Origin of the sequence: Desertivibrio insolitus (assembly GCF_017355965.1) — a bacterium.
Lineage (GTDB): Bacteria > Actinomycetota > Actinomycetes > Actinomycetales > Microbacteriaceae > JAFIQW01.
Genome location: NZ_JAFIQW010000001.1, coordinates 745,121 through 760,309, shown reverse-complemented (window position 1 = coordinate 760,309; position 15,189 = coordinate 745,121). Strand labels below are relative to the sequence as shown.

The 15,189-nt window shown below is 68.2% G+C and carries 12 protein-coding genes; all 12 read left to right on the top strand.

Translation table 11 applies throughout. The features are described from left to right. The first annotated feature begins 20 nt into the window (after positions 1-20). The 12 genes from JUB10_RS03680 (at position 21) to JUB10_RS03630 (ending at position 15,184) form a co-directional block, all read left to right on the top strand. Positions 21-3,902 (top strand): DNA-directed RNA polymerase subunit beta', encoded by a 3,882-nt coding sequence (locus tag JUB10_RS03680; protein ID WP_207454287.1) that lies wholly within the window; start codon positions 21-23, stop codon positions 3,900-3,902. A gap of 378 nt (positions 3,903-4,280) precedes the next feature. After that, positions 4,281-5,951 (top strand): GspE/PulE family protein, encoded by a 1,671-nt coding sequence (locus JUB10_RS03675; RefSeq protein WP_207454286.1) that lies wholly within the window; start codon positions 4,281-4,283, stop codon positions 5,949-5,951. A 22-nt stretch (positions 5,952-5,973) separates the two neighbouring features. After that, positions 5,974-7,587: a type IV pilus twitching motility protein PilT gene (locus JUB10_RS03670; protein ID WP_207454285.1), complete on the top strand. Its 1,614-nt coding sequence runs from the start codon at positions 5,974-5,976 to the stop codon at positions 7,585-7,587. Then, entirely contained in the window at positions 7,584-8,813 is a 1,230-nt protein-coding gene (locus JUB10_RS03665; RefSeq protein WP_307859068.1) for a type II secretion system F family protein, read from the top strand. The genes JUB10_RS03670 and JUB10_RS03665 overlap by 4 nt, the downstream gene beginning before the upstream one ends. A 147-nt stretch (positions 8,814-8,960) precedes the next feature. After that, entirely contained in the window at positions 8,961-9,371 is a 411-nt protein-coding gene (locus tag JUB10_RS03660) for a type IV pilin protein (RefSeq protein ID WP_242682024.1), read from the top strand. Between the two features lie 70 nt (positions 9,372-9,441). Beyond that, entirely contained in the window at positions 9,442-9,924 is a 483-nt protein-coding gene (locus JUB10_RS03655) for a type II secretion system protein (RefSeq protein ID WP_207454284.1), read from the top strand. Continuing rightward, on the top strand, positions 9,921-10,520 hold the full coding sequence (locus JUB10_RS03650) for a PilW family protein (protein WP_207454283.1): 600 nt from the start codon (positions 9,921-9,923) through the stop codon (positions 10,518-10,520). Before JUB10_RS03655 ends, JUB10_RS03650 begins: the two co-directional genes overlap by 4 nt. Before the next feature lie 41 nt (positions 10,521-10,561). Continuing rightward, positions 10,562-11,971, top strand: a complete 1,410-nt coding sequence (locus JUB10_RS14515; protein ID WP_242682023.1) for a hypothetical protein — start codon at positions 10,562-10,564, stop codon at positions 11,969-11,971. Continuing rightward, positions 11,968-12,786 (top strand): prepilin peptidase, encoded by an 819-nt coding sequence (locus JUB10_RS03645; protein ID WP_307859067.1) that lies wholly within the window; start codon positions 11,968-11,970, stop codon positions 12,784-12,786. Before JUB10_RS14515 ends, JUB10_RS03645 begins: the two co-directional genes overlap by 4 nt. Positions 12,787-12,789: 3 nt before the next feature. After that, positions 12,790-13,833, top strand: coding sequence for a type IV pilus assembly protein PilM (gene pilM, locus JUB10_RS03640; RefSeq protein ID WP_207454281.1), 1,044 nt, complete (start codon positions 12,790-12,792; stop codon positions 13,831-13,833). Further along, entirely contained in the window at positions 13,830-14,552 is a 723-nt protein-coding gene (locus tag JUB10_RS03635) for a hypothetical protein (protein WP_207454280.1), read from the top strand. Before pilM ends, JUB10_RS03635 begins: the two co-directional genes overlap by 4 nt. Then, a complete protein-coding gene (locus tag JUB10_RS03630; protein ID WP_207454279.1) occupies positions 14,549-15,184 on the top strand; it encodes a hypothetical protein in 636 nt (211 codons plus the stop codon). Before JUB10_RS03635 ends, JUB10_RS03630 begins: the two co-directional genes overlap by 4 nt. The last annotated feature ends 5 nt before the right edge of the window (positions 15,185-15,189 follow it).

The following is a 15,189-nucleotide window of genomic DNA, read 5'->3' as shown; positions in this document are numbered from 1 at the left end:
GTCGACGAGAAAGAAGAAAATTGCTCGACGCAACCACTTTTGACGAGCTGAGGATCGGCCTCGCCACCGCTGACGACATCCGTCGTTGGTCGTACGGTGAGGTCAAGAAGCCCGAGACCATCAACTACCGCACCCTCAAGCCCGAGAAGGACGGTCTGTTCGGTGAGCAGATCTTCGGACCGAGCCGCGACTGGGAGTGCGCCTGCGGTAAGTACAAGCGCGTCCGCTTCAAGGGCATCGTCTGCGAGCGCTGCGGTGTCGAGGTCACGAAGTCGTCCGTGCGCCGTGAGCGCATGGGCCACATCGAGCTCGCCGCCCCGGTCACGCACATCTGGTACTTCAAGGGTGTGCCGAGCCGCCTCGGCTACCTGCTCGACATGGCGCCGAAGGACCTCGAGAAGGTCATCTACTTCGCCGCGTACATGGTCATCTCCGTGGACGAGGACGGCCGTCACGCCGACCTCCCGGGTCTCGAGAACGAGATCCGCCTCGAGATGAAGCAGCTCGAGGGCCAGCGCGACTCGCAGGTCGCCGCTCGCCTCCAGAAGCTGGAGCAGGACCTCGCGGCCCTCGAGGCCGAGGGTGCCAAGGCCGACGTGAAGCGCAAGACCAAGGACGGCGCCGAGAAGGAGATGGCGCAGATCCGCCGCTCCTACGACGACCAGATCGGTCAGCTCGAGCGCGTCTGGGACGACTTCCGCAACCTCAAGGTCGGCGACCTCAAGCCCGAGGACGCCGTGTTCCACGAGCTGCAGGACCGTTTCGGCCTGTACTTCGAGGCGCACATGGGCGCCGAGGCGATCAAGAAGCGCCTCGAGTCCTTCGACCTCGCGGCCGAGGCCGAGCTGCTCCGCGAGCAGATCGCCACGGGCAAGGGCCAGAAGAAGATCCGCGCGATCAAGCGCCTGAAGGTCGTCAACTCCTTCCTGCAGACCGGCAACTCGCCGGCCGCGATGGTGCTCGACGTCGTTCCGGTGATCCCGCCGGAGCTGCGCCCGATGGTCCAGCTCGACGGTGGCCGCTTCGCCACCAGCGACCTGAACGACCTCTACCGCCGCGTGATCAACCGCAACAACCGTCTTCGTCGTCTGCTCGACCTCGGTGCCCCCGAGATCATCGTCAACAACGAGAAGCGGATGCTGCAGGAGGCCGTCGACGCGCTGTTCGACAACGGTCGCCGTGGTCGCCCGGTCACCGGCACCGGCAACCGCGCCCTGAAGAGCCTCAGCGACATGCTGAAGGGTAAGCAGGGTCGTTTCCGCCAGAACCTGCTCGGTAAGCGAGTCGACTACTCCGGCCGTTCGGTCATCGTCGTCGGCCCGCAGCTGAAGCTGCACCAGTGCGGTCTGCCCAAGCAGATGGCCCTGGAGCTCTTCAAGCCGTTCGTGATCAAGCGCCTGATCGACCTCAGCCACGCTCAGAACATCAAGAGCGCCAAGCGCATGGTCGAGCGTTCGCGTCCGCAGGTGTGGGACGTGCTCGAGGAGATCATCCGCGAGCGCCCCGTGCTGCTCAACCGCGCGCCCACGCTGCACCGCCTCGGCATCCAGGCCTTCGAGCCGCAGCTGGTCGAGGGCAAGGCCATCCAGCTCCACCCGCTCGTCTGCGCCGCGTTCAACGCGGACTTCGACGGTGACCAGATGGCCGTGCACCTGCCGCTGTCGGTCGAGGCCCAGGCCGAGGCCCGCATCCTGATGCTCGCCTCGAACAACATCCTCAAGCCGTCGGACGGCCGCCCGGTGACCCTGCCCTCGCAGGACATGATCATCGGTCTGCACCACCTGACGACGCTCAAGGAGGGCGCGACCGGTGAGGGCCGTGCGTTCGCGTCGATCGCCGAGGCGATCCTCGCGTTCGACCAGGGCACGCTCGACCTGAACGCCAAGGTGCGCATCCGTCTCTCCGGCGTCGTGCTCCCTGAGGGTCAGACTCCCGAGGGCTGGGACGGCACGTCCCCGCTCCTCGTCGAGACCACCCTCGGCCGCGCGATGTTCAACGAGCTCCTCCCGGTGAACTACCCCTACGTGGAGGCCGTCGCCGACAAGGGCACGCTCTCGTCGATCGTCAACGACCTCGCCGAGCGCTACCCCAAGGTGGAGGTCGCCGCGACCCTCGACCGCGTGAAGGACGCCGGTTTCCACTGGGCGACCCGTTCGGGCGTGACCGTGGCGCTGAGCGACATCCTGACCCCGCCGGCCAAGCGCGACATCGTCGCCGGCTACGAGGCTCAGGCCGCGAAGGTGCAGGGCGAGTTCGACAAGGGTCTGATCAGCGACGCGGAGCGCCGCGCCGACCTGATCAAGATCTGGACCGAGGCGACGAACGACGTGGCCAAGGCGATGCAGGAGAACTTCCCCGCGGACAACACCATCAACCGCATGGTCACCTCCGGTGCCCGTGGTAACTGGCTGCAGGTGCGTAACATCGCCGGTATGCGTGGTCTGGTGTCGAACCCGAAGGGTGACATCATCCCCCGCCCGATCATCTCGAGCTACCGCGAGGGTCTGTCCGTCGCCGAGTACTTCATCGCCACCCACGGTGCGCGTAAGGGTCTCGCCGACACCGCTCTGCGTACGGCCGACTCGGGTTACCTGACTCGTCGTCTGGTCGACGTCTCGCAGGACGTCATCATCCGCGAGAGCGACTGCGGCACCTCCAAGGGCCTCCAGTTCACGATCGCGGCGCCCGGCGCCGACGGCCAGCTGGTGCGCGACGCGAACGTCGAGAACTCGGTGTTCGCCCGCAGCCTCGCCGAGGACGTCGTCTCCGCCAGCGGCGAGGTGCTCGCCTCCGCCGGTGACGACATCGGCGACGTGCTCATCAACCGCCTCGTCGCGGGTGGCATCGAGACCATCAAGGTCCGTTCGGTGCTCACCTGTGAGGCCGCGGTCGGTGTCTGCGCCGCGTGCTACGGCCGCTCGCTCGCGACCGGCAAGCTCGTCGACATCGGTGAGGCCGTCGGTATCATCGCGGCCCAGTCGATCGGTGAGCCCGGTACCCAGCTGACGATGCGTACCTTCCACACCGGTGGTTCGGCTTCGGCCGACGACATCACGCAGGGTCTTCCCCGCGTGACCGAGCTCTTCGAGGCGCGTACCCCCAAGGGTGCGAGCCCGATCGCCGAGGCCGCCGGCCGCGTGACGATCGAGGAGAACGACCGCCAGCGGAAGATCATCCTCACGCCGGACAACGGCGACGAGCCGCAGGCCTACCCGGTGCTCAAGCGTGCGACCCTCCTCGTCGAGGACGGCGAGCACGTCGAGCTCGGCCAGCAGTTCATCCAGGGCACGGTCGACCCCAAGGAGGTCCTCCGCGTCAAGGGTGTCCGCGCCGTGCAGGAGCACCTCGTCGGTGGCGTGCAGGACGTGTACCGCTCGCAGGGTGTGCCGATCCACGACAAGCACATCGAGGTCATCGTGCGCCAGATGCTGCGCAAGGTCACCGTCGTCGAGAACGGCGACACCGACCTGCTGCCCGGTGAGCTCGTCGACCGGTCGCGCTACCAGGAGGTCAACCGCGCCGCGGTCGTCGAGGGTCGCCGCCCGGCGTCGGCCCGCCAGGAGGTCATGGGTATCACCAAGGCCTCGCTCGCGACCGAGTCGTGGCTGTCGGCCGCGTCCTTCCAGGAGACGACCCGCGTGCTCACGCAGGCCGCCATGGAGGGCAAGAGCGACCCGCTGGTCGGCCTCAAGGAGAACGTGATCATCGGAAAGCTGATCCCGGCGGGTACCGGTCTGCAGAAGTACCGGAACGTGTCGGTGGAGGCCACCGAGGAGGCGAAGGCGGAGCGTTACCCGAACCGCATCTTCTCCGACGAGAGCGTCTTCAGCGAGAGTGACCTGTCGTTCGTCGACTTCGACAGCTTCTCGAGCGACGACTACACCCCGGGCACCTACAACTGATAGGCAGCCTGTACCGGAAGGGCCCCGTGCTTCGGCACGGGGCCCTTTCCCGTTGACGGATGATTCGGGCGCGGCATCCGGCGGCCCCTCTCGCCCCGATCGCGATGCGAGAAGCGCAGCTCTCGCTGAGGTGCGCACCTATTGCTGCGCACCTCAGCAACAACTGCGCACGACGCGCCGCGCTGAGCGCGCCACCAGCACTGAGACGACACACGTTGTCCCCCTGGAACCGCGACTCGCCGTCGGTCCAACCGCGGGATTCCGCGGCAGCCCCCTATTGGGGGATCGCATCGGGGTACAAGGCGCGATTACGGTGACAGGGCGGCGACCCCGCCCCTGCCGTCGTGCCGACGCCACCCCCGATCCCTAGGAGGGCCGATGACCTCCGTCACGGACATCCTGATCCTGCGCGGACTCATCCCGATCGAGAGCCTCGATGCCATCGGGGCGGATGCCGCGTCCGACGACGCCCACGTCAAGGCGCTCGTCGAGAAGGGTGTCGTCAGCCCGTCGCAGGCCGCGAGCGCGCGCGCCGCGCAGCTCGGCCTGCCGTTCATCGAACTCGCCGACTTCCCGGTCGACGCCGCCGCGGTCGCACTCGTGCCCGGTCACCTCTGTCGCCGCCACACCGTGCTGCCGATCGCCACGCAGCACGGCCATCTCATGCTCGCGACCGCCGACCCCAGCGACGTCTTCGCGCTCGACGACGTCCGCGCCGCCAGCCGGATGACCGTGCGCGCCGTGGTCGCGGAACGCAGCGACCTGCTCGCCGCGATCGACCGCTACAACCGTGCCGACGGCGAGCTCGACGAACTGTCGAGCGCGCTGCAGGAGGAATCGAACGCGGTCGTGCCGGCGACGCAGGCGCCCGTCGAGGCCCTCGACGACGACGCCCCGATCGTCCGCTTCGTCAACCTGCTCATCAGCCAGGCCATCCAGGACCACGCCTCCGACATCCACATCGAGCCCGGCGAAAACGCGCTGCGCGTGCGGTACCGCATCGACGGGGTGCTGCACGACGTGCAGAACGCTCCCCGAAACATCCAGGCCGGCGTCATCTCGCGCCTGAAGATCATGAGCGACATCAACATCGCCGAGCGGCGCAAGCCGCAGGACGGCCGCATGTCGGTGCTGCACGGTGGCCGCCAGATCGATCTCCGCGTCGCGACCCTGCCGACCGTGTACGGCGAGAAGGTCGTCATGCGAATCCTCGACACCTCGGGCGCGGGCCGCAACATGAGCGACCTCGGGCTGCTCGAGCAGAACCTCGAGACGTACCGGCGCTCGTACACGAAGCCCTACGGCATGATCCTCGTCACCGGGCCCACGGGCTCCGGCAAGTCGACGACCCTCTACACCACCCTGCACGCGGTCGCCCGGCCGGAGATCAACGTCATCACCGTCGAGGACCCGGTCGAGTACCGCATGGAGGGCATCAACCAGGTGCAGGTGAACCCGGCCGCCGGGCTCACCTTCGCGAGCGCGCTCCGCTCGATCCTGCGCAGCGACCCCGACGTCGTGCTCATCGGTGAGATCCGCGACCAGGAGACGGCGCAGATCGCGATCGAGGCGTCGCTCACCGGGCACCTCGTGCTCTCGACGCTGCACACCAACGACGCGCCGAGTGCGCTGACCCGCCTCACCGAGATGGGCATCGAGCCGTTCCTCGTCTCGAGCGCCCTCGACTGCGTCGTCGCCCAGCGCCTCGCCCGCCGCCTCTGCGAGCGCTGCAAGACGCCGGGGGAGCACAGCCCCAAGGAACTCGCCGCGCTCGGCTTCCTGCAGCCGGATGACACGACGATGCCCACCCTCTACCGGCCCGTCGGCTGCACGGCCTGCTCGAACACCGGCTACCGCGGACGCCTCGCCCTGCACGAGGTCATGGCCGTTTCCGAGGAAATCGAGCGGCTCACGGTCGGCCGCGCCTCGAGCCTCGAGATCGGCCGCGTGGCCGTATCGCAGGGCATGCTGACGCTCCGTCAGGACGGCTGGGCGAAGGTGCGCATGGGCTTGACCTCGATCGAAGAAGTACTGCGAGTGGTGGCCTAGCCGCCCGCATCCGGGAGTGAACATGGACAAGCCGATCTACGACCTCAGCGGCGCGGGCGACGACGACCTCGCGTCGCTCTTCGGAACCAAGCCGGATGCCTCGGCGCCCGCTTACACGCACCTGCCGCCGCCCGCCGCGGCGCCGCTGCACGACCTCGGGGGAGCGCCCACCTTCGGTGCGCCGAGCGCCTACGCCTCGGCCCCGCCGCCCGCGGTGCCGCTCTCGGACCTGCCCGCGCCCGCGCCGACGGCACGCCCCGTCGACCTCGATGCGGACCTCGGCGGCTTTGCGGCCGGCTACGCCGCGCCCGCTGCCCCTGCCGCACCGGCTGCGCCTGCCTTCGGCGGTGCGTCGCACACCTCCGCCGGTCGAGTAGCCGACGGAGTCGGCGCACCGAGGCCGGCAGCATCCGCCTACGCCGGTCCGTCGACGACGTCGTACTCTCCGGTCTCCGATCCCGCCGGTGGAGTAGCCGACGAAGTCGGCGTACCGAGACCCGCCCCCGCGACAGCAGCACCCTCCGACCCCGTCGCGATGCTCCGCCAGGCCCTCCATTACGTCGTCGATGCGAAGGCCTCCGACCTGCACATCAGTGCGAAAACGCAGCCCATGGTGCGCGTCGACGGCGCGCTGCAGCCGATCGCCGGCAGCGCGGTGTGGAGCCCGGAGACCGTGGCATCCGTTCTCTACTCGATCATGACTCCGGGCCAGAAGGAGACGTTCGACAGCGAGCTCGAGCTCGACTTCGCGTACCCGCTGTCGGAGGCGTCGCGCTTCCGCGTGAACGTCTATCAGCAGCGCGAGTCGATGGGTGCGGCGTTCCGTCTCATCCCGACCGAGATCAAGACCCTGGACCAGCTCGGGGTGCCCGACTCGGTCACGAAGTTCGCGGGCCTTCCGCGCGGCCTCGTGCTCGTCACCGGCCCGACCGGTTCGGGTAAGTCGACGACGCTCGCCGCGCTGATCGACCTCGTGAACAAGACCCGCGCCGACCACATCATGACGGTCGAGGACCCGATCGAGTTCCTGCACAAGAACCAGAAGTCGCTCGTCAACCAGCGCGAGGTCGGCGCCGACACGCACAGCTTCCAGGCGGCGCTTAAGCACGTGCTGCGCCAGGACCCCGACGTCATCCTGATCGGTGAGCTCCGCGACCTCGACACGATCTCCACGGCGCTGACCGCGGCCGAGACCGGTCACCTCGTCTACGCCACGCTGCACACGCAGAGCGCACCGCAGACGATCGACCGCGTCATCGACGTGTTCCCGCCGCACCAGCAGGGGCAGGTGCGCGCCCAGCTCGCCTCGACGCTGCAGGGCGTGGTCTGTCAGACGCTCGTGAAGAAGGCGAGCGGCCAGGGTCGCGTCGTCGCGACCGAGGTCATGGTGGCGACGCCGGCCATCGCGAACCTCATCCGCGAGGGCAAGACCTACCAGGTGTCATCCGCTCTGCAGGCCGGCAAGCAGCTCGGCATGCACACGATGGACCAGCACCTCGCCGAACTCACCAACGCCGGCACGATCACCTATGCCGCGGGCCTGGAGAAGGCGCAGAACGTCGAGGAGTACAAGCGCATGGTCACGCGCACCGAGACCTCGCACGGCTTCTCCGGCTTCGAGGACGGCTTCCAGTGACCAACACGATGCAGACCTGGGCCTACAAGGGCCGGGATGCCACGGGCAAGGTCGTCAAGGGCAAGCTCGACGCGCCGAGCGAGGCATCCGCCATCGCACGTATGAAGACGCTGGGGCTGTCGCCGATCTCCGTCGAGGAGAGCGTCGCCGGCACCGGTCTGCAGATGGAGATCAGCTTCGGCGGCGAGGGCAAGCGCGTCGGGCTGAAGGATCTAGCCGTGATGAGCCGTCAGATGGCGACGATGGTCTCGTCGGGGCTCTCGCTGCTGCGTGCGCTGACGATCCTCGCGGAGCAGACGGAGAACAAGCGGCTGCAGAAGAGCCTGCAGGACGTGCTGCTGAAGGTCGAGACGGGCAACTCGCTCTCCGAAGCGCTCGCGAAGGACCCGATCTACCCGCCGCTCATGGTGCACCTCGTGCGCGCCGGGGAGACCGGCGGATTCCTCGACCAGTCGCTCGAGTCGGTCGCGGCGACGTTCGAGGCGGATGTCAAGCTGCGCCAGACGGTGAAGAGCGCGCTCACCTATCCGGTGGTCGTGCTCATCATGGCGATCCTCGCGATGGTCGGCATGATCATCTTCATCGTGCCCATCTTCAAGGGCATGTTCGAGGACCTCGGCGGGGAACTGCCGCTGCCCACGCAGGTGCTCGTGACCCTGTCGGAGAACTCCGCGTGGATCGTGCCGATCGTCGTCGTGCTGGGGCTCGTCGGGGCCGCCTGGTGGCGGAAGAACAAGAACGAGGAACGGGTCAGGGCCAAGGTCGACCCTCTCAAGCTCAAATTGCCTGTCTTCGGCGACCTGATGAAGAAGGTCGCCATCGCTCGCTTCACCCGCAACTTCGCCACCATGACGAAGTCCGGTGTGCCGATCCTGCAGGCGCTGGCCGTCGTGGGGGACACGTCGGGCAACTGGGTGATCGAGAACGCCCTGAAGCGCGTGCAGGAGTCCGTGCGGGCGGGGAGGACAATCGCCGGCCCGCTGACGGAGGAGCCGGTCTTCCCGCCCATGGTCACGCAGATGATCGCCGTCGGCGAGGACTCCGGTGCGATGGAGCTGATGCTCTCGAAGATCGCGGACTTCTACGACGACGAGGTGCAGTCGACGACCGAGCAGCTCACCGCGCTCATCGAACCGCTGATGATCGCGTTCATCGGCGTCGTCATCGGGGGCATGATCGTGGCCCTCTATATGCCTGTTTTCACGATTTTCCAGCAAATCAATTGACCCCAGTTCAGGGGATGTGTTCCCCCTGACGGGGGACAGGTGTCCCCGAAGGGGGGACAGACGTACCCCGGCCGGGTTACGAAACATGGTGAGTGAGGACTCCGCCGGAGTTCCAACCCAGACACCACTTCCAGATAGGAACGGGCCTTGATCACCACCATCCACACCGCGCTGGCCGCCAAGCGCGACCAGCTCAACAAGGACGACAAGGGCTTCACCCTCATCGAGCTCCTCGTCGTCGTCCTCATCATCGGCGTCCTCGCCGCAATCGCCATCCCCGTGTTCCTCGGGCAGCAGGATCAGGCGAAGGACTCCGCTACCAAGTCCGACCTTGCTAACTCGAAGGTCGCCATGGTGAGCTACGCGACAGCTAACGGGGGAACCTACGCGACGTCCACCACGGCGACAGGTCTGAGCGACTTCGGCTTCGTCTCAGGTGTGTCGATCGACGCCACCCCGCCGTCGGGCGCCAAGTTCTGTCTCCAGGCGACCTCGGCATCGACGAAGGTCTTCCACATCCTGGACACCGGCGGCGCTGCCTCCGGCGCTTGCGCCTGATCGACCTCAAGGGTGGGTGCCGCGAGAGCGGCGCCCACCCTTCCGTAACCATCGGGACGGAGACATCAAAGTGGCACGGCGAATCGAGGGTTCAAATCCTTCCGGCGACGGAGGCTTCGGTCTCATCGAGATCGTCGTCTCCATATTTCTCCTAGGTCTCCTCGCAATCGCTTATCTCCCCCTGCTTGTCCAATCCCTTCAGGCCTCTGCCCGCAACGGCGTCACGTCGACCGCAAGCCAGCTACTCAACGCCGAGCTCGACGAACTCGCGGCTGTCGTGCCGTACTGCGACGAGGTGAGCAATTTCGCCAGCGCCACGACCGCCGCCGTCACCGACGACCGCGGCAACGTCTACCAAGCGCACCGCGAACTGGTGCCCTGCCCCGGCCCGACCGACCCGGGTGACAACTACCCCGGTGTCGTGGAGGTGACCGTGTGCATCACCGAGGGCACCCCCACCGCCCCCTTCAGCTGCTCGGGCGGCGACTCGCTCGCGTCGGCCACCACTCTCGTCTTCCTTGAGAACGCGACAGCACCCGCCACCACGCCATGACCGAGACGACCGACTCCGCGAACGACAGAGGATTCACGCTCATCGAGCTCCTCGTCTACGGCGCGCTCTCCGTGCTGGTGCTCGGGCTCGTCGGCGGATTCCTCATCAACTCGCTCCTCGCCGAGCGGTCAGTTCGACAGACCACCGAGTCGAGCAACAGCGGCCAGGTCGCCGCGCAGTCGATCGCCCGTGGAGTGCGGGACGCCCTGTATCTGGACGAAGCCGCCGGTGGTGCGCTGCTTCGCGCGGTGATCGTCGACGATGCGCTCGCCGCCAGCCCGACCGTCACGTGCCGGGCCTGGTACGTGACCAACGGTGAGGTGCGCACCACCAGCTCGAACGATCCGATCTCCGTGCCGTCGGGTCCGGCCGATGTCGCTGGTTGGACGCTCGTCGCCACGGGTGCGTCCCCGGTGGGAACGGCGCCGGTCTTCGACGTCGTGGACGACTACTCGGTCGATGTGAAGTTCCAGATCGACCCGGCGAACGGCGCCTCGATCCTCGTCGAGACGACGGCGCGCAGCAGACAGCTCGACCCGATCGCCCTCGACGTCACTCCGCTGCGCGAGACCGTGGAGGCGACCGAATGCTTCTGAAGCAACGACGGGCCACACCCGGAGACGACCGCGGATCTGTCATGATCGCGGTGATCGGTGTGCTGGCTATCGCGGCGGTCATCGCGGTGACGGTGTCCGCGTCGACCATCGGAGCCCTCGCCACGACGAGTTCGAGCCGGGCCTCCATCCAGGCTCGGGCCGCCGCTGAGGCGGGCATCAACGCCGCGACGGCAGGCCTGCGCACGATCAACGACTGCGCCGATCCGGGGATCGCCGGGGTGGACACGACCGCGCCTGCCGGCACCTATCGGAGCACCGCCACGAGCGATGTCCACTTCGTCGCCACCGTCGAGAGCTTCCAATCGGGCACCTGGAGCGCGAGCTGCCCGGTCACTGCGACGACGCAGGTGCGGGTGACCTCGGTGGGGCAGGCCCAACATCAGGGTGTGGCGGGCGCTACCTCAGGCGATGAGGTGACGCTTCAGGCGATCTTCGATTACGACCCCATCATCGTGCAGGTGCCGGTCGACGGCTCCGCGGTCTACGCGCACACGATCGTCGGCACGCTGAAGAACTTCGAGCTCAACACCGAGAGCAACAGCGTCGCGACCTCCGTGTCGATCAAGAACGGCAACGTCGTCTGCACGAATGGCGCGGAAATCGGCGGCGATCTGCTGCTTGGCAACGGAAACGCGACTCTGGATATGTGCGACGTTGCGGGCAGCGTTCACGTCAAGGGCAACCTCTCCATCAACAAGAGCGCCATTGGCAGCAACGTGAGCGCGACCGGTACCGGTGTCGTGACGAATTCGACGATCGGCGGCACGAGGACCTTCGGATCTCTCGCGGCGGCTCCCAACATCCCGGATTGGACCGACGTCAACTGGGACCCCGCTTACTGGACCGGTCGCGGATACACGGTCACCAACTGGACGGGTTCGTGCAGCATCTCCAAAAGCACCACGGAATGGAAGAACCTGGCGAACATCACCACTCCGACCGTGATCAACTTCCTCTCGAAGTGCCCGACGACAGCCGTGACCACCAGTAGCAACATGGACGAGGTCGAGCTCGACGCGAACCTGGTCTTCGTCGGTCACCAGTTCGACTTCACGAAGTTCTACTTCGGTACGGACGCGCCCGGGGAGCACCGGACCATCACGTTCATCGTCCCGGACAACACCCCGGACGGCCTGCCGACATGTGCTCCGCCCGCAGGCCTGAACGGCGGTATACGCCTGAACAACGAGGCCGACTTCACTGCTGGCGTCAGCGCGATGATGTACACCCCCTGCAAGATCTACAGCGATCGGAACGGGTACCGGGGTCAGCTCTACGGCGGCGAGATCGAGTTCGGCCAGCAGGCGTCCCTGACATTCGCGCCCGTCGGCATCGAGGGCTTCGACCTGACGGGTGGGGCCACCAACCCGGTACAGGCCGGATCGCAGTTGGGCTCTCGGCTCAGCCTGAAGGAGGTGCCGACACCGTGAGCATCGCACTCGCCCTCTTCGGCTCCCTCATCGGCTCGTTCCTCAACGTCGTCGTCTACCGCGTTCCCGCCGGGCTCTCGGTCGTGAACCCGCCGAGCGCGTGCCCGAACTGCGGCAACCACATCCGGCGCCGCGACAACGTGCCCGTGTTCGGCTGGCTGCTGCTGCGCGGCAAATGCCGCGACTGCGCCGCCCCCATCTCGGTGCGCTATCCGCTCGTCGAGCTGGGCACCGCGCTCGCCTTCGCGGTCGTCGCCGTGCGCTTCGTGCCCGACATCGCCGCAGCGACGGATGCCTCGGGCGCCGCGGCATCCGTGCTGCAGCTGGTCGCGTTCCTCTACCTCGCCGCGGTGAGTATCGCCCTCGCCTTGATCGACCTCGACACCATGCGGCTGCCGAACGCGATCGTGCTGCCGTCGTACGCGGTCGGCGTCGTGCTGCTCGGCGCGGCCGCCGCACTCAGCGGCGAGTGGGGGAGCCTGCTCACCGCGCTCGCCGGCGCCGTGATCCTCGGCGGCGTCTACCTCGCCATCGTGCTCGTCGCCCCGCGCGGCATGGGCATGGGCGACGTCAAGCTCGCCGGCGTGCTGGGCCTCTTCCTCGGCTGGCTCGGCTGGGACGTGCTCGCCGTGGGCGCGCTCGCCGCGTTCCTCCTCGGCGGGCTCTTCGGCGTCGTGCTCCTCGCGATCAGCCGCGCGGGCCGCGGCACCGCGATCCCGTTCGGTCCCTGGATGCTGCTCGGCGCGTGGATCGGGATCCTCGCCGGCCCGCCGCTAGCCTCCGCCTACCTCTCCCTCTTCGGCTTGGAGTACTGACTCATGCCATCCACCATCGTCGGGCTCGACATCGGCAACAGCACCGTGCGCGCCGTCGAACTCAAGAACCCCGCCGGGACGAAGCCGCAGGTGCTGCGTCACGCCGCGGTCACCCTGCCGGAAGGCGCCGTGCACCGCGGCGAGGTGCTCGAGGTGTCCACCGTCGCCTCCGCCCTCAAGCAGCTGTGGTCGCTGGGCGGCTTCAAGACCAAGAACGTCGTGCTCGGCATGGGCGGCGCCCGCGTGCTCGCCCGCGACCTCAGCGTGCCGAAGGCCCCGATCGCGCAGATCAAGGAGTCGCTGCCGTTCCACGTGCAGGAGCTGCTGCCGGTGCCGGTCAGCGACGCGCTGCTCGACTTCTACCCGGTGTCCGAGGAGCTGGGCGAGCAGGGCCCCGTCGTGCGCGGCCTGCTGGTCGCCGCCATCAAGGACGCCGTCACCTCGAACGTGCAGGCCGCGATGCACGCGGGCCTGCGCCCGAAGAGCGTCGACTTCGTGCCGTTCGCGGTCTCCCGGGCGCTCGCGCCGGTCAAGCACACGACCGGACGCACCGCCCTCATCGACGTCGGCTCCAGCTCGACCAACGTGGTCGTCGCCTGGGACGGCGTGCCGCAGTTCGTGCGCATCGTGCCGAGCGGCGGCGACGACATCACGAACGCGTTCGTCGCGACCCTGCAGCTCGACCCCGAGACGGCCGAGCTGAAGAAGCGCGAGATCGGGCTGACGGCCCCCGAGTCCGCCGACGACCAGGTCTACGCCGAGGTCGTGCACCGCGCCGCGGTCGAGCTGCTCGGCAGCATCCGCAACACGCTCAACTACTACACGTCGACCCGCCCGCACGCCCCGGTCGAGCGCGTCATCCTGACTGGTGGCGGCAGCCGCCTCCGCGGGCTCGACGCGGCGCTCGCCGAGGTCACCGGGCTGCCGGTTGAGTACTCCACCGCGCTCACCCGCGTCGGACTGCCGAAGCAGGGCAAGGGCGCGGATGCCGCCGCGCCGGCCGACATCGACATCGCCCTCGGCCTCGCACTGGGGGTCAAGCCGTGAGCAAGAAGCAGACCGGACCCGTGCTCGGCGCCGTGCCGCGCGTCGAGCTGCTGCCGCCCGCGGTGCGCGAGCGCGAGAAGGCCCAGCAGACCAAGCGGCTCGTCGGCCTGTCGATCGTGCTCGCCCTCGCGGTCGTCGCAGCCGGCTACTCGCTCGGCTACCTCCGGCTCGTGACCGCGCAGAACGAGCTGCTCGCCGCGCAGAACCGCACGCAGGAGCTGCTGCTCGAGCAGCAGCAGTACGCCGAGGCATCCGCCGCCGCCGCTCAGGTGCGCATCGTCGAGGACGCGCGCAGCCTCGTCAGCTCGACCGAGATCGCGTGGGACGGCGTCATGGCACAGGTCGCCGCCGCGCTGCCGGGCGGCTCCACCATCGTCGACGCGACGATGACGGGCACCGCGCCGTGGGCGTCGGCGCCGCTCGTCGAGAGCCCGCTCCGCGCGCTGTACGTGGCGAAGGTCGACCTGACCGTATCGCTGCCGTCGCTTCCGGATGCCGCCGAGCTGCAGCGATCGCTCTCGGCCTTGACCGGCTACGCGGACTCCGCGATCAGCTCCGTCTCGCGCGGGGAGGACGGCGGCTACACCGCCGTCATCAACCTCACGCTCACGGCGGAGGCGTACTCCGGCCGCTTCGTCGACGAGGAGGCGCAGGCCGCCACCGACATGGCGGAGGAAGCCGCCACCGGTGAGCTCGAGACGACGGAGGTCGACCGGTGAGCACCCGCATCTGGACCATCGGCGGCGCCGTGCTGATCGTCGCGATCCTGGCGCTCGGCTACTTCCTCGGCGTCGTGCCGCTGCTGACGCAGGCCGCCACCGCCGACAGCGACCGCGCCGCCGCCGAGCAGCAGAACCTCATCCACGAGGCCGCGCTCGTGCAGCTGCGCGAGCAGGCCGAGCAGCTCGACGACCTCGAGCTGCAGCTCGCGACGCTGCACGAGGCGCTGCCCGCCGACCTCGACAGCGCCGGCTTCTTCGACTACCTGCAGGGTGCCGCCGGCGAAGCGGGCGTCGCGGTGACGAGCGTCACGATCGAGGAGGCGCAGACCTACGGGGCCTCCGGCGACGGCAGCATCCCGGCCGCCGAGGTGGACCCGGCGCTCAACAACCGGCTGTTCACCTCGAAGGTGAGCGTCTCGGTCGACGGCGACGCCGCGCAGGTGCTCGCCTTCGCGAGGGCCCTGCAGTCGGGCGACCGGCTGTTCTTCGAGGAGACGGTCACGTTCACCGGCAGCGGAGGCGAGGCCGGCGGCGGCACCATCAACGGCTACATCTTCGTGGTCACCGATCAGCCGCTGCAGCCCGCGACGGATGCCGCAGCGCCCGTCGCCCCCGCTCCGGCGGGCTGATCCCA